This is a genomic window from Hyphomicrobium facile (assembly GCF_900116175.1).
Lineage (GTDB): Bacteria > Pseudomonadota > Alphaproteobacteria > Rhizobiales > Hyphomicrobiaceae > Hyphomicrobium_B > Hyphomicrobium_B facile.
Genome location: NZ_FPCH01000003.1, coordinates 69,434 through 90,846, shown reverse-complemented (window position 1 = coordinate 90,846; position 21,413 = coordinate 69,434). Strand labels below are relative to the sequence as shown.

Below are 21,413 nucleotides of genomic sequence, written 5' to 3'. Positions count from 1 at the left end.
GATCGGAGAGTTCCGATCGCGGCCACTATCGCTGGTCTTGAAGAGAGCGAAGCGGTTTAAGCCGCTTTCTTCGCTTGGGCCTTCTGGCGCTGAACCTTGCGTGGCGCTCTTGGCACGACGCGAAGGGCAGGCACGTTCAGGGTGGACAGCGTCCGCTCCCGCTGGATGACAGCCTCGCGCGCGCCGAACGCTTCAGCGAGGGCGAGCAAAGCCGATGACGGCTTCAATCCCGCACAACCGCGCGCGTCGACGGCGGCAAAGCCGGTCCGCGAGCAAGCCTGCAAAGACAGGTGCCCGGAGCCCAAGACCGCGACACCCGACACGCCGCCGCCGGCGACGCGATCGAGGTGGAGGCTCTTGAGCTTGAGGCCCAAGCTCTCGACGGCACGCTTTGTCGCACGCTCGGCCGACTTGACGTCGTCGAGGCGCTGGGCGCCGTGGAGATCGATAAAGATCGTAGTCCCTGCACTATTTACGCTTTGTTCAGTAGACGGACTCGTCGAGTCTTCTACTTCCGTGTTGAACGCAGCGCGCGAAAAATCTTCCTCTTGGGCGGTGCTTGAACGAGTCAAGTCCATCCCCAATTGGAAGAGGGTGTCATTAAAGGCCATGTGACCCTCCCCAACCAGCAGATAGGTTTGACTCGCCCGCTCCTTACCTCATTGGTTCTGGAAAACCTCGACCATGTTGGCAGGTGGACAGACGAGAGAGGGTGCATATGAGGCCAACGCCCCCCCTACGCAAGATCTTTTTGCCCCCTATGCGGATTTTTTTTCGCGCTCGTGTTCCATCAACTTAACCGAAGATAAAACAACACGCCGATCGAGCGATCGAATCGCGACAATCGCGCAATTCACTCGTCCTGTTTGCCGAGGAACTTATTCAGCAGATCTTTGGCTTTCTTCTTGTTGGTAGCAGCTGCGCTCGTCGGATCCTCGTCGGCCTTTTTGCCGAAGAGCTGATCGACGATCTCGTTCGGGTTCTTGCCTTTGAACTTTTTGCCGATCTGCTTGATCGTCTCGACGGTCTTGTCCTGATCCGACAGCACGGCTTTGAAATCGGGCCGGTAGGAAGGCTGGTCCCAGGAGCCAGTGATGTGGACCGGAACTTCGATCCCTGATGCCTCTGAGTTCCCCTTCTGGACCTCCGCCGATGCGACGAGTTTCGGCCTGACGGTATAATCGACCGTCCGCTCCGGCATGCGAACGGTGCCCGCGCCCGTAACCTTCAGCATCGGGCTGATCAGCTGCAGATCCTGGTTCTGCGCAACGCCGTTGGTAATCGTGAACGAGGCGCCGAGCGCGGTGAAGTCGGTCTTTTCCGACGGCGACGTTCTGAGCGCACCGAGGTTGCCTTGCGTGAGCCCGTGTATAGCGCCGGGCAGATTGAAGCCAACGATGGCGCCGTCCGCGAATTGGAAGCCGGCTGTTCCGTTGAGGCTTTCGATCAGCTGCAGTTGGTTCGCGCCGTTTGCCGAGAGCTGCAGGGCGACATTGGCGTTGCCCGAAACCCAGCCGAAATTTGCAGCATCTTTGAGGAACGGAAACGCCGAAACGTTGTCGAGTTTGAAGTTGGCTGTAACGTCCGCGCTTCCGCCCGATCCGTTGACGGCGAGGACGCCGCTGCCATGCCCCTTGTAAAGCGCGACATCGTTGAATTTCGCCTGCATGGCGAGGTTTTTGACAGCAACATCGACGGATGACTTGCCGATCGACATGTTCTTGAAATGAAGCTTCTCGACGCTCACGCGGGCATTGCCGTCGGCAACGCCGAGAAGGGTCAAGTTCAGCGGCTCGCTCGACCACCCCTCGCGCTGCGCGAAGCCATAGACTTTCGAGCCTTCCAACAATTTCTGGATTTGATCCGGTGTCGCCGGTGTCGGCTGCTTCGGAGCAACCGGCGGCTCTTCCGCTGGCGGTGGTGGCGTTGCCGCGCTTTTGGCTTTCCCCTCGGCCGCGACCGGGCCAGTCTCCTGGCCGGTGACCGCGCCTGTCAGATACTTGTTGAGATCCAGTTCCGAGACGGCGAGATCGGCCTCTACCCACGGCCGGACGCCGCCGGTCGTCACCTTGATCTGTCCGCTGGCAGCCGCGCCGTCCAAACTGAATGCGGCATCCGAAAACACCGTCACGTTGAGGGCTGTCTTCAGCGCTCCCTTGATCGACATGGGTCCGAAGCCGCTGACGGGCGGTAGCTGAGTGCCGAACCACGTGGCAAGCCCGCGCGCCGAATTCGATTGCGCGGAAACCTTGCCGTCGAGGATGGCCCCTTCCTTGATGAGGAAGCCGCCGTCATAGGTCGCGGTGATCAACGAATTCCGGGCGTTGAAGGAGAGTCGCGTCGGCTTCTCGGCGGCGATCGCGCGGACGTCGGCGACTTTGCCGTCGAAGTCGAGACGCTGGTTGTGCCAGACGAGATTGCCGTTCGCGACAAGCGGGCTTTGGAGAGAGGGAAGCCCGAGCGTGACGTTGACTTGCGAGACTTCCGAAATTTTCCCAGTTCGGTCGTCGGTAAAGCGGAACCTCCCATTCTCCACCCTGACGTTTTCGATTTTCAAATCGGCCGCATCGGGTCCGGAGCCGCCGGCTTCCGCCATCGCGATCTCTATCGGAGCAGTGTCGCGCTGCGTTCCGGGCATCTGCAACTCAGCGAGCCGCGTTGGAGCGGAGCGGGCCGCGAACTTCCAATTTCGGCGACCCTCCTTATCGATGCGGAGGTCCAGAACAGGATTCTTGAGCGTCACCGCGGTGATCTTCGGCTGCCGCTCCAAAAGCGTCATCGGATCGAGGCTGGCTTCAAGCGCTTGAGCATTCAGGAACGCGCCGTCCATCCCGGGGGGGCCCGAGAGCGACACGTCTTTCAATGAGAGACCCAATACCGGGAAAAATGTGAAAGACGCCCGTCCCGCAATGATGAGATCGCGGCCGGTCCGCGCCTTCACCTCTTCGGCGATCTTCTGCCGGATCAGGTCGCTGGGCGGATTGAGAACAAGGTAGCCGATACCCGCACCACCCACCGCCACGATGAAAAGCAGCACATAGATGATGCCCGTCCAGAGGCCGCCCCGTCGTGCCGGCGGCACCCGACGCCCACCCCCGCCGCCCGGCGGTGGTGGCGTGCGGCGTGGACCCGAACCGAGGGGTGCGCGCTCGAAGCTCGGCCGTATCGTCGGCAGCGGAGGCGGCGCGGGAGTGTAGGGCATGCAGTCCTCTTAAGGGCGGCGACCGGGCCGCGTAATGCAGGCGAAAATATCGCTGCGAATTATGTCACTTACGGGCCGCTTACCCCTGCGGCGCAAGGTCTAAGCAAGCCGGGCGTCCCTTGTTCTGTGGGTGAGCCAGTCCGTCGGTGAGTCGGCGCCTCACTCACACTTTTAAATCGCCTCCTGACGTCTTCGTCTGGTCCACGTCCGGGCCTATAGCGCGGTTTGGCTCGAATCACTCATTGGTTGCGTAATTAGAACACCGCACCGCCCAGGTTGCGCCACATCCTTCAGTGAGGATCGACCAATGCCAGAATTGTCTTTCTCGTTTCGACTATCGCGCACTTGCCTTCGGGCAGGTGCGCTTTTTCTCCTGGCATTTCCGCCAATTGCAGCCTTCGCTGTAACGGCCCCGGAGAATGGCCAACCCGCGATTATCTCAGGAATAGGCCGAGTCGTTGACGGCGACACGCTCGACGTCGGGCAGACGCGCGTTCGTCTTGAAGGCATCGACGCGCCGGAGTTGACGCAGACATGTCAAACGGCGACCGGAGAAACGTGGGAATGCGGCAAGGCTGCCGGTGCGATGCTGCGGAAGTTGGTCGAACATAAAGAGATTGCCTGCGACCGCACCGGCAACGATCGCTATCACCGGACACTCGCAACGTGCTTCGTGGATGGCATCGACATCGAAGAGGCGATGGTGCGCGCCGGGCTCGCCTGGGCCTTCGTCAAATATTCGACCACCTACGTCGACATCGAAGCTGAAGCGCGCCAGGAAAAGATCGGCGTTTGGCAAGGACAGGCACAAGCGCCTTGGGATTACCGCCGCAACGAATGGCAAGTTGCCGAAGTCGCCGCTCCGAAAGGTTGCGCGATCAAAGGCAACGTTTCGTCCCGCGGCCGCATCTATCACATGCCGTGGGGCACTTGGTACGACAAGGTCCGGATGGACGGAGGACACGGCAAGCGCTGGTTCTGCTCTGAGGAAGAAGCAACCGCAGCCGGCTGGCGGCCCGCATCCGCCAACTAGTCGGCGCATGACGATGCGACCGAACTCCGCTTGAGAGCGTGACTGGTCTTCGGCTCGAGCCAGCCGCGATAATGCGCCAAAAGCCCGACGCCCGGCAGTCCGATCGAAACATCGAAATGAAAGCGGCCATCGTCGCCCACGAATTCGCGTGTCTTGGATGTCGGCGCAAGCATGAGCGGAAGTCTGATCCGGCCAATGCGCCAACCGGCAACGGGCATCCGAACCTCAATGCTGTCGACGTCAATCGCCATCAGGATCTCGATCGACCCAAAACGTTCCGAAACGACGTTCTTACCCTTGTACGCAAGCCGAGAAGCAAAGCGCTGGCCACCGAAATTCCGTTGCCAGATTTCTTCGCCGCCGGCGCGATCCACTGTAACCGTTACGTCGACGCCGCGAGCCGGTGATGGCAGGCCGACGATTGCCCTCACGAAACGCCCGATGATCGAGTTCGAAGCGTCGATGTCGGCTTTGCCGGCCCAGACAGGCGGCGCAGTCTGATCGTGAAAAGCTCTCAGTGCGCTGGGCAATCGCCGGTAGGCGTCTACCCCGCATGCCAGCGCGAGAAGGCTGGTGTCGCCTCCGCTTTGTGTGGTGCGCGTCGTCGTGAGTGATGGCCGCGACATCTCGGCTTCGATTGCCGCGAGCGGCAAGGCCGCAATCCCCGCACCGGCTTCGCCCTCGCCGCGAAGAAGCGATCGCGTCAAAGCAACAGCCGGAAGAACCGGAACGTCGGGACCTGACCCTTTCTCGGCATGAAGAAACCAGCGAGCGCAAATCTGCCGGCCGTTCGCGTCGAGACCGGCGCACGTGATTGTCATGCCGCCGCGATCGGTCGCAAAGACGCGCGTTACCCGCCGCGCCTTCCCAAGAAGAGGCGCCAAGGCTTCCGGCCTTGAAATCATCCGGCGCCATCGCAGCTGTGCGAGAGCGACAAGCCCGAAATGTTCGATGCGGGATTGAAGGCCCGCGCTGAACGATACGCGCGACGCGACGTCGAAGCGGTGCTGCATCAGGGATGCGTCCGCTGTCTCGACCGGCGACAGGTAACGAGTTCCGAGCCCAGCGATCTTTGCGCGGGTGACGCTGCCCCATCCGGATATCTCGCGTTCCGAACCCTCTTCGTAGACCGTGATCTTCGCGCCGGCGTACGAGAGAATTGCGCGAATGACGGCATCGCCTACGTCACCGGCGCCGCCAGGCAAAATCGCGATGTCGACGCCGTCGACGCGCTGCCAGCCATCGGTCACCTCCGTGACGACAGCCATCGACAAGGCGGGTGTCGAACTTGCGCCCGCACGCGCGACGACGCCCATCTTCCGGGCCTCCGCGTCGAGCGCAGCGCTGAAACCGAGAAGGTAGTCGCGGGCGTCGGCGAGATCGATCCAATGCGCACCGAACCCAATCGCTGCGCGTGCGAGATCATAGCCGGCGGACTGGAAGGGGCCCGAAGCGTCGATGACGAGCCACGGAGATAGCGACCCGAGCCGCGTGACACTCGACGCGTCGTCCCGGTCAAAAGAAAAGGGGGTGATGTGCTCACCCCCTTCTAGTGTTTTTGCAAAGTCTCGAGCTCGCTCCTCACTGCGCGATGTCAGCGTCAGCGCGACATCCGGAATGGTGGCAAGGCGCCGTGCAAGCCGCCGTCCGAAGAAGCCAGTCGCTCCTATCAGCACGATCCGGCGAAGCACGGCTCACCCCGAGTTAGTCCGGATACCGGCCTGGCGGCGGGGGCGGTCCACCATCACGCGCCAGAAGTGGCGTGATGCGCCGGACTGCAACGCGACGGTTGAGTAGTTCGGGAGCCTGGGTCGGCACCTTCAGGTATTGCTCGCCGTAGCCCTGCGTTACCAGGTTTTCGAACGGCACTTGGAACTGCTCGGTCAACACCTCCGCAACGGACTCGGCGCGCCGGTCAGACAGCGAGAGATTGTCTTCCTCCGATCCGACGGCATCGGTGTAGCCTTCGATCATGAAGACCTCGTTCGGATTGCGGTCGATGATGCGGTTCATCCCGCGCGCGATGCGTTCGAGCTTGCGGTATTGGCTCGGATCGACGTCCCACGAGCCGAACTCGAAGGTGATGTCGTCGAGATCGATACGGCGCATGCGGTCGCGAAGGTAGGATGTCGCCCGAATTTCATCGAGCGTATAGCGGTCGTCGTAGTCGTCGACCGGCGGCGCGCTGAGCGCTTCGTACACGTCGTCATCGCTCGCACGACCGTAGTCGACGATGTACTTATCGCGCGGAATTCTGACGCGCGGCGGCGGCACATCGAGGATGGAGTTCAGGATTGCGGCTCCGGCCACGACGCCGATGCCGATGCCGACGCCGGTCGCGACGCCTTTGCCGAAACCATTTCCGTGGCGGCGGCGGTTGTCGATGATGATGACATCGCGTCCATCCGGCCCACGACGATACCGCCGGAGCAACTGACCATTCGAGTCGGTCTCCGAATAGACCCGGTAACCGCCGGGCCGGTCGATGATCGAGACGTTCGAGCCGCCTTGCCCCTTCTCGAAGCGGGCGTTCGGTGCCACGCGCCGCAAACGCTCGGTCTCATCGTGCTGGATGACCATGCGGTTGTTCTCTTTGATGATCCGGCGTTTGCCCGGCTCTTCGATGACAACGCCTTTGCCGCCGTCGATTTTGACCTCTTTGCGCGAACCGCGCATCGTCTCGAACCGGCGCCTTGCGTCAGCTGCAGAAAGCGGCTGGCGCGGCTGGCCGAAGTCGGCCGCCTGCGGAGGCTTCTGCGGGCCGTTCGGATTGTCGAAAGGCCGATTGTCGCGGTCGCGGCCCGGATCCCGTCCGCCGAACTGCTTCTGCGGGCCATTCGGATTGTCGACGACAGGCCGATTGCCGGGGCTGTTGCCTCCCGGATTTTGTCCCTGGTTCGGTACCTGATCCCGTCCGCCGAACTGCTTCTGCTGTTCGCGCTTGCGCCTCTCTATGTCTCGACCGGGGTTGCCGAACTGGTTGTCGAAGTTTTGTGGCTTGGCGTTGGGCAACTGCTGCTGTGGCTGCTGCGGCGCGTTGTTCACGACAGGGGGCTTCTGCGGGTTCATCTGTTGCGGTTTGATGAATGCATTGGGATTGCCGTTAGGCTGGTCGCCGCCAAACTGCTTGCCTGGCCCGTTCGAGCCCGGTTCTCTTCTTTCGAACGCCCGGTCCTGCTTCTGCTGCCTCTGCTGGCCGCGATCCTGCTGGCCCTGCTGCTGCATGCGATCCTGCTGGCCTCGCTGGCCGCGGTCCTGCTGATCCCGTTGGCCGCGATCCTGACCGCCGCGATCTTCTTGACCACGGCGCTTTGAATTGTCGTCCTTGCCGCGGTTGTCGCCGTTGTTGCCCGGCCATTTCTGTTGATCGTCGGCTCGAACGAGCGTCGGCGTTGCGGCCACTGCTGCCAAAAGCGACGCTCCAGCCAAGATCGCTTGTCGGGTAGATTTCATGCTGTTTCCTCGGATTATTGCTGCGTCCCCGTATGACGCCGCGAATCGTTTTAGCCTCGACGTTCTCTTTAGTTGGAAATTCGGCGAATGCCTCAATTCGACGAAGCCGAAGCTATCCCTTCGACGATGAGGGATAAAGGCAGCCATATGAAGCCCGCGTGAATAGGTTGCGGCGAAATCGTGGCGTCGGGCGCATGTTCACGCTTCGAGCTGCCTGATCAGCTCGCCAGAAAATCGCCTCTCCGCGCGCGAAGCAATGACGTATCGAGCCGCGCGCTGGCCCTCTGGATTTCCGCAACGGTGTCGAACACGAAGCCGATATGATCGCCGGCCGCCCTCTCCGCGCGCTCGGGATCACCCGATATCACGGCCTCGCCAATAGCGAGGTGCTGCATCAGAAGTTTGTCGCGGACGCCTGCCTTCAGATACAGGTTCTTCCGGTTGAAGAAGATATTGTTCCGAAGAAGTTCGCTGAGCGCACGCATCACGTGCAGCACGACGAAGTTGTGCCCCGCTTCGTAGACGAGCATGTGCAACGTCACGTCGGCTTCCGCTTCCTGCGCGGGATCCTCGAGCTTATGAGCTTTGCGCATGTCGTCCAGGCAGGCCCGAATGGCCGCCCTTTCGACATCCGTCGCCCGAAGCGCCGCATCTCGCGCGGCCCGCGCCTCCACACATTTGCGAAACTCGAAATAATCGGCGAACGCCTGTTGATTGCCGCGATAGAGGTTCGCCAGCGGCGCCATGATCGGCGAGAGGAACTGCGCGACGAACGTTCCGTTCTTCGATGACTTCAGCAGTCCGCGCCGCACGAGCTTGTCGATGCCTTCTCTGAGCGACGGCCGCGACACGTCGAGCGTTTGCGCAAGCTCGCGTTCCGGCGCGAGTTTCTCACCCGGACGAAGCGCGCCCTCGAGAATGAGCTTCTCGATTTTCGATGCGATTGCATCCGCGATTTTCGGCGTACGTACGGCAAGCATTTTGCCTAATCCCTGTGATATTGTGCGTAATTCTAGACCGGCGTGCCCGCGGAGGCCATTGTCTATTTCCGTCCGGCTATATGGCTCGCTGATTTGACCATTCGCCATCACTGGTATAAAAAATTTACCAGAAACACCGCTGCAGTCTAGCACCGCGATGTTGAGGGGCACGGGTCGTATGTGGTCGCAAATATATGACCCTTTTGCCAATATGCCGTTGTCCGCAGTCGTGGCGATCATTCCAGTGGTCGTCCTGCTCGGAGGTATCGGGCTTTTCGAATTGCGAGCCCACATGGCCGCTCTCCTTGGCCTCGGCGCGGCCCTGCTGGTCGCTATCGTCGCCTATGGAATGCCGGCAAAAATGGCTGGCATGGCCGCTGTCTATGGCGCGGCTTTCGGCCTTCTGCCGATCGGCTGGATTATCCTGAATGTCATTTTTCTTTATCGCCTCGCGAGCGAAAAAGGCGAGTTCGACGTCCTGCAAAAATCTATCGGCGCAATAAGCGACGATCGCAGGCTGCAACTTCTGTTCGTCGCGTTTTCATTCGGCGCGTTCTTCGAAGGCGCCGCCGGCTTTGGAACGCCCGTTGCGGTGACTGCTGCAATGTTGATCGGCTTGGGCTTTCCGCCGCTCGCGGCATCGGGCCTGTCGCTGATCGCCAATACCGCACCTGTTGCGTTCGGCGCGCTCGGAACACCGCTCGTGGCGCTGGCTGCCGTCACAGGGCTCGATCTCTACGAGTTGAGCGCCACCGTCGGCCGTCAGCTCGCGCCCTTTGCGGTCATCGTTCCGTTCTGGTTGATCTGGGCCTTCGTCGGTTTTCGCAAAATGATCGAAGTCTGGCCGCCGATCCTCGTCGCCGGACTTTCCTTCGCGATACCGCAGTATCTCGTCTCGAATTTTCACGGACCATGGCTGGTCAATGTCGTAGCCTCGCTCGTTTCGATGGCGGCCCTCGCGCTCTTTCTAAGGGTCTGGAGCCCGGCCGTTCCGATGACCAAGCTTCCGAATGCGCCCGTTTCGGAAAAGCCCCTCGCGCCGGTTGCCGTCTCTCATTCGCTCGCCGTTATCCGGCGCGCATGGACGCCGTGGATCATTCTCGCGGTCTTCGTCTTTCTCTGGGGAACGCCGCAAGTCCGCGCCGCGCTCGATGGACTTTGGGTACAGAAGATTCCGGTCATGGGTCTGCATGAACTCGTGCAGAAAATGCCGCCCGTCGTTCAATCGCCGCACGCCGAAGCCGCAATTTTCAACGTCAACATCTTGTCCGCTACGGGAACAGGTATCCTGATTTCGGCGATCATCTCCGGCGTCTTTCTGGGATACAGCCTCGGCCAACTCGCGCGCATGTACGCAAAGACCATCTACGTGGTCCGCTACTCGCTTCTGACCATCTCGTGCATGATGGCGATCGGCTTCATCACGCGTTACTCCGGCAGCGACGCAACGCTCGGGCTGATGCTTGCCCACACAGGATGGGCATATCCGTTCTTCGGCACGCTCATCGGCTGGCTCGGTGTGGCGCTGACAGGGTCGGACACATCGTCGAACGTATTGTTCGGCGGCTTGCAGCGGATCACGGCTGAACAGCTCGGCATTAATCCGGTCCTCATGGCAGCGGCAAATAGCGCGGGCGGCGTAATGGGCAAGATGATTGATGCGCAATCTATTGTAGTCGCTTCGACAGCGACCAAATGGTACGGGCACGAGGGGTCGATACTTCGTTTTGTGTTTTTCCATTCACTTGCGCTTGCGACGCTCGTCGGACTGCTCGTCATGGCGCAGGTCTACCTTTGGCCCTTCACGCTTCTCGCACCGTGAAGAAAAATTGAATGCAAGTCACGCTCGCGTTCGCCGCGAGCAGGAATCCATTGAAGTCTGAAATTCGAACACTCGATCTAGAAGGAGAGCATGGACATGTCATCCATCACCATAAACGGCGAAGCTCACGAGTTTAGCGGCGATCCCAATATGCCGCTGCTCTGGTATGTTCGCGACATGCTCAATCTGACGGGCACGAAATTCGGATGCGGCGCGGGCGTCTGCGGTGCATGCACGGTTCATCTCGATGGCGTTGCTGTCCGCTCGTGCCAGACGACGCTCGGCGAAGCGGCGGGCAAAACTGTAACGACCATCGAGGGTTTGAGCCCGGATGGGGAGCACGCCGTCCAGCAGGCTTGGCGCAAGATCAGCGTCCCGCAGTGCGGCTTCTGTCAGTCTGGCCAGATCATGCAGGCAGCATCGTTGCTCGCCAAGAATCGCGCGCCCTCCGACGCTGAAATCGTCGAGGCCATGTCGGGGAACATCTGCCGGTGCGGATGCTATCAGCGCATTCACGAAGCCGTTCGTCTTGCAGCGGGAGGGGTCTGATCATGCTGCATTACCTTAAAACCGAAGCAGATACGGAAAACGGCCGGAACTTCGACGCCGAGATCTCGAACGTCAGCCGCCGCGGCGTGCTCGGCGGGTTGTTGACGGCGACGGGGCTGGTGCTTGCGGTTCGCATTACGCCCGCGAGCGCGAGAGAAGCCTTGAAACCCTATCCCACCGGTGGTCTCACGATGCCGGACGGCGTCGTCGCCGATCCGCATGTATTCATCGCAATTGCTCCCGATGGCGCCCTGACGATCGTCACGCATAGAAGCGAGATGGGCACCGGCATTAGAACGAGCCTTCCTATGGTCGTTGCCGACGAGATGGGCGCCGACTGGTCGCGCGTGACGCTCGTGCAGGCGCCGGGCGATGAGAAGAAATACGGCAACCAGGACACCGACGGTTCCCGAAGCATGCGCCATTTCATCCAGCCCATGCGTCAATGCGGGGCCGCGATGCGCCAAATGCTGGAGACCGCGGCCGCAGCCAAGTGGAACGTCGCCCCCGCGCTCTGCAGCGCGCGCAATCATCAGGTGGCGCTGCTCGACAAGGACGGAAAAGAAACAGGCAAGGTCCTGTCCTTTGGCGAGCTCGCCGTGGCCGCGATGGCGCTCCCGGTGCCGGCTCCCGAAACGATCCTCTACAAGTCGCCGAACGAATTCACGTTGATGGGGAAGGGCGAAGTCCAGATCGCGGATCTGCACGACATCACCACCGGTAAGGCGGGCTACGGAGCCGACACGCGTTTGCCCGGTATGAAGTTCGCGGTCATCGCACGTCCCGCTGTTCTCGGCAGCAAGGTGAAGTCATACGACGCCTCGGCAACGCTCAAGGTACCGGGCGTTGAGGCCGTGCACGAAATTGAGGGCGTGTTCGCTGTCCCGCGGAAGTTCGGCCAGCTGGGCGGCATCGCCGTCGTCGCCAACACCACGTATGCCGCGATGCAAGGCCGCGACGCGTTGACGATCGAATGGGAAGACGGCCCTAACACCAGTTACGATAGCGATGCTTACGCGGCGGAAATGTCGGCGACGGCAGCGAAGCCCGGCAAGGTTCTGCGCAACCAAGGCGACCCCGACGCGGCGTTCGCGAACGCAAAGGACGTCGTTACGGCCGAATATCACGGCCGCCATCTCGTCCAGGCGCCGATGGAGCCGCTCGTCGCCATCGCTCGCATCGTCGGCGGCAAAGCTGAGATCTGGGCGCCGGTACAGAGCCCGTACGGCGCGCGGAAGGAAATCGCCGAAGCCCTGAAAATGCCGATTGAGAATGTGACGGTGCACGTCTCGCTCCTTGGCGGCGGCTTCGGACGGAAATCGAAGTGGGACTTCATGCTCGAGGCCGCGCTTCTTTCGCAGAAAATGGGCGGCCAGCCTGTGCTCCTGCAGTGGACGCGCGAGGACGACATTCAGCACGCGTTCTATCACACGGCATCCGTCGAACGCATTGAAGTCGCGCTGGATGATGCCGGCAAGGTCTCGGGCTGGCGTCACCGCACCGTCGCGCCGTCCATCGTCTCGACGTTCAAGCAGGATGACGGCTACCAGTTCCCGATCGAATACGGCATGGGCTTTATCGATATGCCGTTCGACATTCCGAACATCCGCTGCGAGAACGGCCAGGCGATGGCGCATACGCGCATTGGCTGGTTCCGCTCGGTCTCGAACATTCAGCGGGCGTTTGCCGCGCAGTCGGTTGTCTGCGAAGTCGCCCACAAGCTCGGCCGCGATCCGAAGGATTTCCTTCTCGAGCTGCTTGGCCCGGACCGCGAAATTGATCCGAAGACGGCGGGCTTCCCCGAAGACTTCTGGAACTACGGCGAGCCCTACAAGGAATTTCCGATCAACACGGCGCGCTTGAAAAACGTCGTCCGTGTCGCGGCGGAGAATGCCGGCTGGGGCAAGACGTTGCCTCCCCGTCAGGGTCTCGGCATCGCAGTCCATCGCGCGTTCGCGAGCTACGTCGCGAGCGTCGTCCATGTCGCGATCGATGATGACGGAACGATCCGTGTGCCGGAGGTGACATCGGCGATCGATTGCGGCTTCCACGTCAATCCCGAGCGCATCCGTTCACAGATGGAAGGCGCCGCTGTTATGGGCATGTCCAACGCGCTCTACAGCGGCATCACGTTCAAGAACGGCGCCGTCGAGCAGTCGAATTTCACCGACTACGACGTGACGCGGATGAGCAATTATCCGCAGAAGGTCTCGGTGCACATCATCGATGCTCCGTGGGGCGTCCACGCCGGTGGCGTCGGTGAACCGGGCGTCCCGCCATTTGCGCCGGCGCTTGCCAATGCCATCTTCGCGGCAACCGGCAAGCGGCTCAGAAATCTGCCGATGGGCGACAAGGTCGCCTGATAGAAAAGCAGATCAAAAAACCGAGGCCCGGCGGCGAGGAGCTGCCGGGTCTCTGCAATTCAGACGCACACGGCAAATGCGGCGAATCCCTCCGCGAGCGTTCAAAGGCGTCACGCCAAGCTCCGTTGAAGGGGGGATGCCGCGGATTGCAACGGCAACTCATTTAATCTCACGACCAACGATTACGTCCGCGCTTTGCCAGCCAGCGGACCATCGGCGAAATTTCCCTCTGCCAGTCATAAGAAATTCACGACGTGTCGGCTCTTCAAGCACGACAACGGATTTTGTCGTATTGTCTGCATTGATTTCTTCACTCCAACGATGGGGAGTTTGACACATGACATTCAACCAATCCGACATTCGCAACTTCAGAATGGCATTTGCGTCGGCGCTGCACGCAAACTGGAAGCTCTATCTGTTCGAAGGCATCGTACTGATCATCCTCGGCGCGGCCGCGATCATCATTCCGCAAGTGGCGACCTTGACCGTCGAGCTTTTTATTGGCTGGCTTTTGCTGTTCAGCGGCATTGCCGGTTTATTCACGACCTTTTCCGTCCGTCCGATGCCGGGCTTTTGGTGGTCGCTTATTTCGGCGCTGATCGCCATTGCAGCGGGCCTGGTCCTGCTCTTCTGGCCAATATCGGGAATGGTATCTCTCACACTCGTCCTGATCGCCTTCTTCATTATTGAAGGCATTTCCTCGATCATGTTCGCTGCCGAACATCGCAATGAATTGCCGGGAAGCTGGTGGGTGATGCTCTTGAGCGGTATCGTCGATTTGATACTGGCTGGCTTGATCTTCTTTGCCCTGCCGTCGTCTGCGGCTTGGGCGATCGGCCTCTTGGTCGGCATCAATCTCGTATTCGGCGGATGCGCGTTGTGCGCGATGGCGCTACAGGCTCGTAACATCACGCCGACGTCCGCATAGAAGGGAAGTTGACGTCGATGTTCCGGATACTTTCTTAAAGGCGACTTCGGGGGCGGCACGGCCAATCCGGCTCTAAGGAACGAGCACGGCCGCCCCGGAAAAGCGTCCCGCCTTGAGATCCGCCAACGCTTCGTTCGCGCGCTCCAAGGGATAGACTGTCGTCGTGGTGCGGACCGCGGCTTTCGGAGCGATCGCGAGAAACTCTTTGCCGTCCTGGCGAGTCAAGTTGGCGACTGATCGAATGTCCCGCTCTTCCCAGAGCAAATAGTAAGGGAACGTCGGGATGTCGCTCATGTGTATGCCCCCGCATACGACGCGGCCGCCTTTGCGAACGGTTTTGAGTGCCGTCGGCACGAGTGCCCCTTCGGGCGCGAAGATGATCGCGGCATCAAGTGGGTCCGGCGGCGTCACGTCCGAGCCGCCGCTCCAGCGCGCACCAACCGAGAGAGCAAACTTTTGCGCCGCTTCGTCGCCGGGCCGGGTGAACGCGTATACTTCGCGGCCCTGCCAGTTGCACACCTGTGTGATGATGTGCGCCGCCGCTCCGAATCCGAATAGGCCGATCCGCGCTCCCTCGCCAGCCAGACGCAGCGAGCGCCAGCCGATGAGCCCCGCGCACAGCAAGGGCGCAGCCGCGACGGGATCATCGAAATTCGGCATTGGAAATGCGAAATCGGCATCCGCGATCGTATGCGTTGCGAAACCCCCGTCGCGCGTGTAGCCCGTGAAGAGCGGGAAATCGCAGAGGTTCTCCTGACCGCTCGCACAATAGTGGCAGTGTCCGCAGACGTGGCCAAGCCAAGGCACCCCGACCCGATCGCCGACTCGATGATCCGTCGCATCCGGCGCCACGGCGTCGACGATGCCGACGATCTGATGTCCAGGAATGATGGGCAGCTTCGGAAACGGCAGATCGCCGTCGACAACGTGAAGGTCTGTACGGCAGACCGCGCATGCTTCGATACGAATACGAATTTGGCCGCTTTGCGGAACCGGATCAGGCCGCTCTTCGAGATCCAGTGGCTGACCGACGGCGCGGAAGACCATGGCTTTCATCGGTCAAATCTTTCGAAGCAGAATTTGGCGGATGTTCGCCTACTTACGATGATTCCCAATTGACGCCACAAAACGCCCCCGCGCTATGGGCTTTTCAGACAACTCCCCCTGACGGTTTCGACAGTTGATTAGCTCGGCCGATGTGAGACCCTGATCGGGCCAGCGACGCTCCGTCCGCGCGTTGGCGCCAGATAGCGGGCGCCTCGATGGTCTCCCAAACCGAGGCGCCCGCACGTGCGTCTTGGCCTGACGCCAAACCATCGCTTGACGGAATATTGGGCCTAAGCCCCCGAAAATTTTTCCCGGCAAAACGTATGCCCCGCGCCTGTCCTTCGGGCCGGCTTCCAATACTTGCCGGTTTATTTCCAAATTGAGCAGTATTTTCGCGTCGCCACTGTCGTTCCGATCAGGTTCTTAATCGATCCTTCTTCGTCATTGTCCCTGAGCAGCAAAAACAAGCCGAGCAAATTGCCTTGCTTTTGATCGGAGAGGCGAAATGAGAGACCTGACTGCGTGGAGACCAAGGAATGCAGCCCACCGCCTACATCGCCATCTCGTCCATCGTCTCCGCCGGAACATAATCAGTCAGAGGATGAGGAGGAGTCCCAGTCGCGCCCGCTTGATCCATTTGGAAGGCGTAAGCGCAGCGCCGCATTCCCTGCCTGCCCACCATCTGGCGGCATCGAACCTCGATCTCGATGACCTGACCAGTACGCTCAACCTATTCGATGCCGGTCATGTCAACGGTTGAGAGACGCCGTCTACGCTTAGTCGCGGAGAGTACGCCGGCGGTGCTTGCAGACCGCGGCAAATCCATCCGCCCGCATCCGGCTCTCGTCAGACTCGCGAACATTCACCGCGATGTCGAGCGGTCCTTCAAGAGCATTGCAACGAGGGACTCCCGATCCGAGCGGCAGGATCGCGCGGTCCATGCGCTGACGCTGTGGAGATTGGCGGCAAAAAGAACGCTTGCCGGAGTTGCGGCATTCTCGATTTTTGCCAACCTGCTGATGCTCGCGATACCGATCTATTCCTTCCGAATGGCCGACCGTGCCCTATCCGGCGGCGGCATCGATCCTCTGGTTATGCTGCCCGGCCTCACGCTGGGTATGCTCGCCATGATGTCAATGCTGGACATCCTTCGAAGGCGACCTCTCAGCAGGCTCGGGACTGCGATGGAGACGGTCCTCGGCAGCGCTATACTGTCCGCCCTGCTCATGTCCGCGTCGGAACGCGACGGTGGCCAGATGCTGGGGCTGCGTTCTTTGCATAAGCTGCGCGCCTTCTTGTCGAGCCCAACGATGCTCCTTCTGTTTGATGTGCCGCTGACGCCACTCTTCTTCACCGTCATCTACCTGATAGATCCCGGTCTCGGCTCAATCGCGTTGATCGCCGGTCTCGCTGTCTTGAGCGCCGCGCTTTTCAAAAACACGCTCGCCTTATGGATCGTTCGCATTGCTGCGCCAGCCGCCATCGTCGGCTGGGGCGTGCATCTCATGCTCGCAGGTTCTCTGACCGCCGGAATGATGATCGCAGCATCCATCATCGCGGGCCGTGCGCTTCGGACACTCGCAGACGCAATCGAAGGCCGGGAATATGTCGTTCAAGCATGGGCTGAATACGTACGCGTTTGCATGGCTCTCGAAAGCGGTCGACTGTCGAATACGGAAGAATTCTTGCTTCCGGTGCCAGTCGCCAAGCCGCACGCCGCGAACGTGCTTGCGTTTCGAAAATCAGCGGCGAAACGGCGTCATATCGCGATCAGTTGTTGAGCGACAACCTTCGCGACCGCTTGCGTCGTTGTCGTGCAGTTCAGCTTTTCCCGCGCGGAATTGAGATGAAAGCGAACTGTGCGCTCGCTGATTCCGAGGATCACGCTCGCTTCCCACGCCGACTTTCCAGCCGCGACCCATCTCAGGCAATCGAGTTCTCTTGCAGATATCACGAGCGCATCGGACGTATCGATACCGTTCCGTCTGAGCATATGACTGTGGAAATAATCGCCGAGCGCTTTCAATTCGGCGGAGGAGGGAGGGCCTTCGGCATCCGCGTCGGCGGCAGGCGTCGGGCTGCAAGAGAAGCCCAAGATCGCAAGCTCACGTCCTCGCGTCGTCAGCGCGATGGCGGATTCTGAAGCGTCGCCGCTATCGCACTCCTTCCACCGTTTCGCGAGCTTGATGATTTCGAGACCCGCCAATTGCTCGGCAGAAATCGGATGAGACGTAATCGCTTGGGCGGCAAAATCACTGCTGAAAGCACAATGCACGAAGGCGCGGCTCGAATGCCGTGGGATGTTCGCACAGAAATAGAATAGCTCATTAAGCTGATAAATGGACCGCGTGGCAGATAGAAACGCGATGCCCTTGTCCCGCTCAACGATCGCCGCCCGATCAGGCACGATCTGCGCTAATACGCCCTTCAGCACGGTAAAAAAAATCCAGAGTATAAAAATATGCCTCGAAATATATCTGAACGTACCGCCGTCATGTGGAGTTTGCGTAAAGTCGCGCCGTATCTTTTTAAATGAAATCACGAAATGACAGTTGAAAGCCGCCGGCGCGAGCCGGCTGAAACGCCGCGTGCGTGTAAGTTGAGCAACGCCTCTCTGCAATGAGAGGCAAACCGCAGCTCGCCGCTCGACGTCAATCCACGAATCACATCCCCTGCCTGTGAAGCTCAAGCGCTCATCGCGGTTCGGATTTTCGGGCCGCCGTCTTCCGCTTTCAAAATTCCGATTTCAGATTTTTCAGACTTCAGAATTTTTCGACTTCGAACGCCAGATTTTTCAAATCAGATTTTGGACGGGTATCCATATTATGAAGATCATCCAGATAGTTGTGGCGCTGCTATTCTGCCTCGCCGGAGCTTCCGCAGCCCGCGCTGATGGCCCGGATATCCTTTGGGGCGGCCCACCAGGAACGCCCTGTGGCGGCATATACTCAGGCCTTTATACAGGCGGTGAGCTCGGCGGCGGCAGCATGCGATCGAAGGTGTCCGGCGATTTAGGCACGATCAGCGGCAACGATAAGGGTTTCACCCTCGGTTCGTACACCGGTTACAATATCCAATGCGGAAATGCGCTGATCGGCATTGAATCGGCGTTCAACTATTTCGGCGCCGACAACCGCTTAGGATGCGAGCGGTGCGGTCCGTCCTTCAGCTCGTCGATGAATTGGTTCGGCTCACTGAATGGCCGGGTAGGCGTCATAGCCGATGACAACATACTGTTGTTCGCGACCGGCGGGTTCGCCTACTCGACCGTCGACCACAAATTCTCCGATCCATTTGCGCTTGAGGGGCCCTTCACGCGGCACGACGACGAAACAAAGGTGGGCTGGACGGTCGGCGGCGGCTTCGAAATTTTTCTCAGGGACCATTGGACCTTTCGCGCCGACGCGGCCTACGTCGATCTAGGAACCGACCACGAATCGTTCGACTTCGATTCCTGCGGTGGTCCTGGCAGTCCGTGTCATGTGCAAGTGAAATTTGAGGACAGCTTCTGGGTAACCCGCATTGGCCTGACCTACCTTTTCAGCGCCGTAGCGGAACCGTTGGCACCGGAATATGGGCCGGAATATGCGCCAGAATATGGCCCCGTGAAATGAGGTCGCCCGGCGAGGGCCTGCGCGGACTCAGACCGCGCATTCAGACACGGACGAGCTGAGCAAAAAAAAATGAGCGGGCGAAATCGCGTCCGCTCATTCGTAGACCCTAGGGCCGCGGGCCGAAGTGCGAGTTAGGCCGCCGAGGCTGCGGGCTCCGGCTGCCATTCGGACGACGCATCAGCAGCTGCCGCCAGGCCGGTAAGGTACAGCGTCGAAATTCGCCCGGACTGGAAAAGAAGGTCGACCATGGCAGCCTCTGCCATCATCTCCGCGATCTCGTCGTCGGAAAGCCTCTCCGAATAGGCCTCAGAAAGCACGATCTTTGAATTGCATTCATCCATGACGCCACTCAATCCCGTTGGAATTTTTTCGCGCTTGTCCGGCCATCCCAATCTTCTCAAGCTGATCGGCGCGCATGCAATCGATATCCACGATATTCCCTAAGACTTTCAGAGCTTTCGCCCTTCGGCTGTCGGATTGCTTAAAATCCGGTTAGCGCAGTTTTCGTATTGGATCGTATGGCGCGGTCGCTTCCATGAGATGAGGGTGCCAATTCTGAAACAGCGCCCTCACTCGGCTTGCCGCAAAAGCTCAAGCCGGTTGAGCAATTCGGCTTGGCCTTTCAGTATTTTGCGATGCGCCGTCGCGATATCGAACCATTCGGCGCGATCGATCTCGGGAAACGCCTGTATCCGGCCGGACCGCGGTGGCCATTCCATGCTGAACGTATTGCTAACGAGCGTCTCAGGATTCCAATCGTCCTCTACCGCCCACACATGAACGCGCTTGCCGCCGGCCTGCCGGACGGACCCTAGTGGAGTGACAGCGCCTCGAGGATGAAACCCGGTCTCTTCAACAAATTCGCGAAACGCTGCTTTATATAAGTCTTCTCCGGCTAGAACTTCACCCTTCGGTACTGTCCACGAACCTTCATCCTTCTTGCGCCAGTATGGGCCACCAGGGTGAGCGAGCAAGACTTCGAGCCCGTTTCTATCGCGATACAACAGCAATCCGGCGCTCGTCGCAGTTTTCACGTTGTCGCTTTCGCCGTAAATAGGATCGCCATGCCGCTTCCTCGAACGCCTGCTCTGACCGCGGACTGTGTTGTTGTCGATCAGGACCGCGGAGTGCTTATGGTCCGGCGGAAAAATCCGCCCTTCAAGGATTATCTGGCGCTTCCCGGGGGATTTGTCGAAATTGGTGAGGCGGTCGAAGATGCGGCGCGACGCGAACTGGCGGAGGAAACGGGGCTTGACGCGATGAATCTCGCGCTCGTCGGCGTTTATTCACGGCCCGATCGAGATCCTCGCGGTCACGTCTGCTCGGTAGCCTTCCTGACGAATGACGCGCGTGGCGAAGCGAGGGCTGCCGACGACGCAGCAGCCGTGGTCTGGATAAAAGACTTCGATGGTGTTGAAATCGCCTTCGACCACCGGGAAATTATCACTGATGCGCTGAACCTCATCCGATGATGTGAGCCCACATGGAATTCAAGGACTATTACAAAATCCTCGGCGTGGAACGCAATGCAACCGAGGACGACATCAAGCGCGCATACCGCAAGCTCGCGCGAAAATTCCATCCCGACGTCAACAAGGAGGATGGTGCCGAAGCAAAGTTCAAAGAGATCGGCGAAGCCAATGATGTCTTGAGCGATCCCGAGAAACGCGCGGCCTATGATCAGCTCGGCAAAGATTATAAATCCGGGCAGGAGTTCAGGCCGCCTCCGGACTGGGATGCCGGATTCGAATTTTCAGGCAGACCCGGCGCAGGTGACTTCAGCGACTTTTTTGAATCGATTTTCGGCGGAGCGCGCGCCGAGCGACATCACGGCCGGACGCACACGACGTTCCGCACCCGGGGCGAGGATCATCACGCGAAAATCCTCATCGATCTCCAGGACGCGCTGGAAGGCGCCACGCGCACCATCACGCTTCGCGTGCCGGAACTCGATGAAGGCGGCCACGTTCTTGTGCGCGATAAAAATTTGACCGTGCAGATCCCGAAAGGCGTCACCGAAGGACAGAGCATCCGCTTGAAAGGCCAAGGCTCCCCCGGAATGGGAGGCGGCCCTGCGGGCGATCTCTATCTCGAAATCCGCTTCAAGCCGGATCAGCGTTATCGCGTTGTCGGCAAGGACCTTTACCTCGATCTTCCGGTTGCCCCCTGGGAAGCCGCATTGGGCGCGAGCGTGAAGATGCCGACACCCGGAGGCGCGATCATGCTGAAGGTCCCGCCCGGCTCCGCGCATGGACGCGAACTGAGGGTCAGAGGCCGCGGAATTCCGGCAACGCCGCCCGGCGATCTCTATGCGGTTCTGAAGATCGTGTGGCCGCCGGCAACCAACGAAAAGGCGCGTCAGATTTACGAGGAAATGGCGAAGGAGTTGGCGTTCGATCCGCGCGCCAGCCTGGGAGTTTGA

The 21,413-nt window shown here is 60.1% G+C and carries 18 protein-coding genes; 9 read left to right on the top strand and 9 right to left on the bottom strand.

Translation table 11 applies throughout. The features are described 5' to 3' along the window. Positions 1–56: 56 nt before the first annotated feature. Positions 57–578, bottom strand: coding sequence for an S-adenosylmethionine decarboxylase family protein (locus BM399_RS13475; protein WP_244531341.1), 522 nt, complete (start codon positions 576–578; stop codon positions 57–59). A 275-nt stretch (positions 579–853) separates the two neighbouring features. Then, complete coding sequence (locus BM399_RS13470; protein ID WP_092868308.1) at positions 854–3,202, bottom strand: AsmA family protein; 2,349 nt, start codon at positions 3,200–3,202, stop codon at positions 854–856. Positions 3,203–3,509: 307 nt separating this feature from the next. On the opposite strand from BM399_RS13470, the gene BM399_RS13465 reads away from it, so the two are divergent. Beyond that, entirely contained in the window at positions 3,510–4,235 is a 726-nt protein-coding gene (locus BM399_RS13465) for a thermonuclease family protein (RefSeq protein WP_092868307.1), read from the top strand. Here the strand turns inward: BM399_RS13465 and BM399_RS13460 are convergent. From BM399_RS13460 to BM399_RS13450, 3 genes are all read right to left on the bottom strand, one after another. After that, positions 4,232–5,926 carry a saccharopine dehydrogenase family protein gene (locus BM399_RS13460; RefSeq protein WP_092868306.1) on the bottom strand — a complete coding sequence of 565 codons (1,695 nt, stop codon included), beginning with the start codon at positions 5,924–5,926 and terminating at the stop codon, positions 4,232–4,234. The genes BM399_RS13465 and BM399_RS13460 overlap by 4 nt on opposite strands. A 13-nt stretch (positions 5,927–5,939) precedes the next feature. Then, on the bottom strand, positions 5,940–7,688 hold the full coding sequence (locus BM399_RS13455; protein ID WP_092868305.1) for an OmpA family protein: 1,749 nt from the start codon (positions 7,686–7,688) through the stop codon (positions 5,940–5,942). A 218-nt stretch (positions 7,689–7,906) separates the two neighbouring features. Further along, the gene (locus BM399_RS13450) at positions 7,907–8,668 is read right to left on the bottom strand and encodes an FCD domain-containing protein (protein ID WP_092868304.1); all 762 of its coding nucleotides are present in this window, start codon (positions 8,666–8,668) and stop codon (positions 7,907–7,909) included. Between the two features lie 178 nt (positions 8,669–8,846). Between BM399_RS13450 and BM399_RS13445 the strand changes: the two genes are divergently transcribed. The 4 genes from BM399_RS13445 (at position 8,847) to BM399_RS13430 (ending at position 14,330) form a co-directional block, all read left to right on the top strand. Further along, complete coding sequence (locus tag BM399_RS13445) at positions 8,847–10,490, top strand: L-lactate permease (protein ID WP_092868303.1); 1,644 nt, start codon at positions 8,847–8,849, stop codon at positions 10,488–10,490. A 96-nt stretch (positions 10,491–10,586) separates the two neighbouring features. Continuing rightward, a complete protein-coding gene (locus tag BM399_RS13440) occupies positions 10,587–11,039 on the top strand; it encodes a (2Fe-2S)-binding protein (RefSeq protein WP_092869090.1) in 453 nt (150 codons plus the stop codon). A gap of 2 nt (positions 11,040–11,041) precedes the next feature. Next, on the top strand, positions 11,042–13,402 hold the full coding sequence (locus tag BM399_RS13435; protein WP_092868302.1) for a xanthine dehydrogenase family protein molybdopterin-binding subunit: 2,361 nt from the start codon (positions 11,042–11,044) through the stop codon (positions 13,400–13,402). A 337-nt stretch (positions 13,403–13,739) separates the two neighbouring features. Continuing rightward, positions 13,740–14,330: an HdeD family acid-resistance protein gene (locus BM399_RS13430; protein ID WP_092868301.1), complete on the top strand. Its 591-nt coding sequence runs from the start codon at positions 13,740–13,742 to the stop codon at positions 14,328–14,330. A 72-nt stretch (positions 14,331–14,402) separates the two neighbouring features. On the opposite strand, the gene BM399_RS13425 is transcribed toward BM399_RS13430, so the two are convergent. Beyond that, a complete protein-coding gene (locus tag BM399_RS13425) occupies positions 14,403–15,386 on the bottom strand; it encodes a zinc-dependent alcohol dehydrogenase family protein (RefSeq protein ID WP_092868300.1) in 984 nt (327 codons plus the stop codon). A gap of 791 nt (positions 15,387–16,177) precedes the next feature. Between BM399_RS13425 and BM399_RS13420 the strand changes: the two genes are divergently transcribed. Next, complete coding sequence (locus tag BM399_RS13420; protein ID WP_143117825.1) at positions 16,178–17,158, top strand: type I secretion system permease/ATPase; 981 nt, start codon at positions 16,178–16,180, stop codon at positions 17,156–17,158. On the opposite strand, the gene BM399_RS20960 is transcribed toward BM399_RS13420, so the two are convergent. Beyond that, positions 17,137–17,811: a helix-turn-helix transcriptional regulator gene (locus tag BM399_RS20960; protein ID WP_143117824.1), complete on the bottom strand. Its 675-nt coding sequence runs from the start codon at positions 17,809–17,811 to the stop codon at positions 17,137–17,139. The genes BM399_RS13420 and BM399_RS20960 overlap by 22 nt on opposite strands. A 391-nt stretch (positions 17,812–18,202) precedes the next feature. On the opposite strand from BM399_RS20960, the gene BM399_RS13410 reads away from it, so the two are divergent. Further along, the gene (locus BM399_RS13410) at positions 18,203–18,991 is read left to right on the top strand and encodes an outer membrane protein (RefSeq protein ID WP_143117823.1); all 789 of its coding nucleotides are present in this window, start codon (positions 18,203–18,205) and stop codon (positions 18,989–18,991) included. Between the two features lie 131 nt (positions 18,992–19,122). On the opposite strand, the gene BM399_RS13405 is transcribed toward BM399_RS13410, so the two are convergent. Next, positions 19,123–19,392 (bottom strand): hypothetical protein, encoded by a 270-nt coding sequence (locus tag BM399_RS13405; protein WP_244531254.1) that lies wholly within the window; start codon positions 19,390–19,392, stop codon positions 19,123–19,125. Positions 19,393–19,560: 168 nt separating this feature from the next. Then, positions 19,561–20,025 (bottom strand): NUDIX hydrolase, encoded by a 465-nt coding sequence (locus BM399_RS13400; RefSeq protein WP_092868296.1) that lies wholly within the window; start codon positions 20,023–20,025, stop codon positions 19,561–19,563. Between the two features lie 30 nt (positions 20,026–20,055). Between BM399_RS13400 and BM399_RS13395 the strand changes: the two genes are divergently transcribed. Together BM399_RS13395 and BM399_RS13390 are read left to right on the top strand one after the other, a co-directional pair. Further along, positions 20,056–20,463, top strand: coding sequence for an NUDIX domain-containing protein (locus BM399_RS13395; RefSeq protein ID WP_092868295.1), 408 nt, complete (start codon positions 20,056–20,058; stop codon positions 20,461–20,463). Between the two features lie 11 nt (positions 20,464–20,474). Next, on the top strand, positions 20,475–21,413 hold the full coding sequence (locus BM399_RS13390; RefSeq protein WP_092868294.1) for a DnaJ C-terminal domain-containing protein: 939 nt from the start codon (positions 20,475–20,477) through the stop codon (positions 21,411–21,413).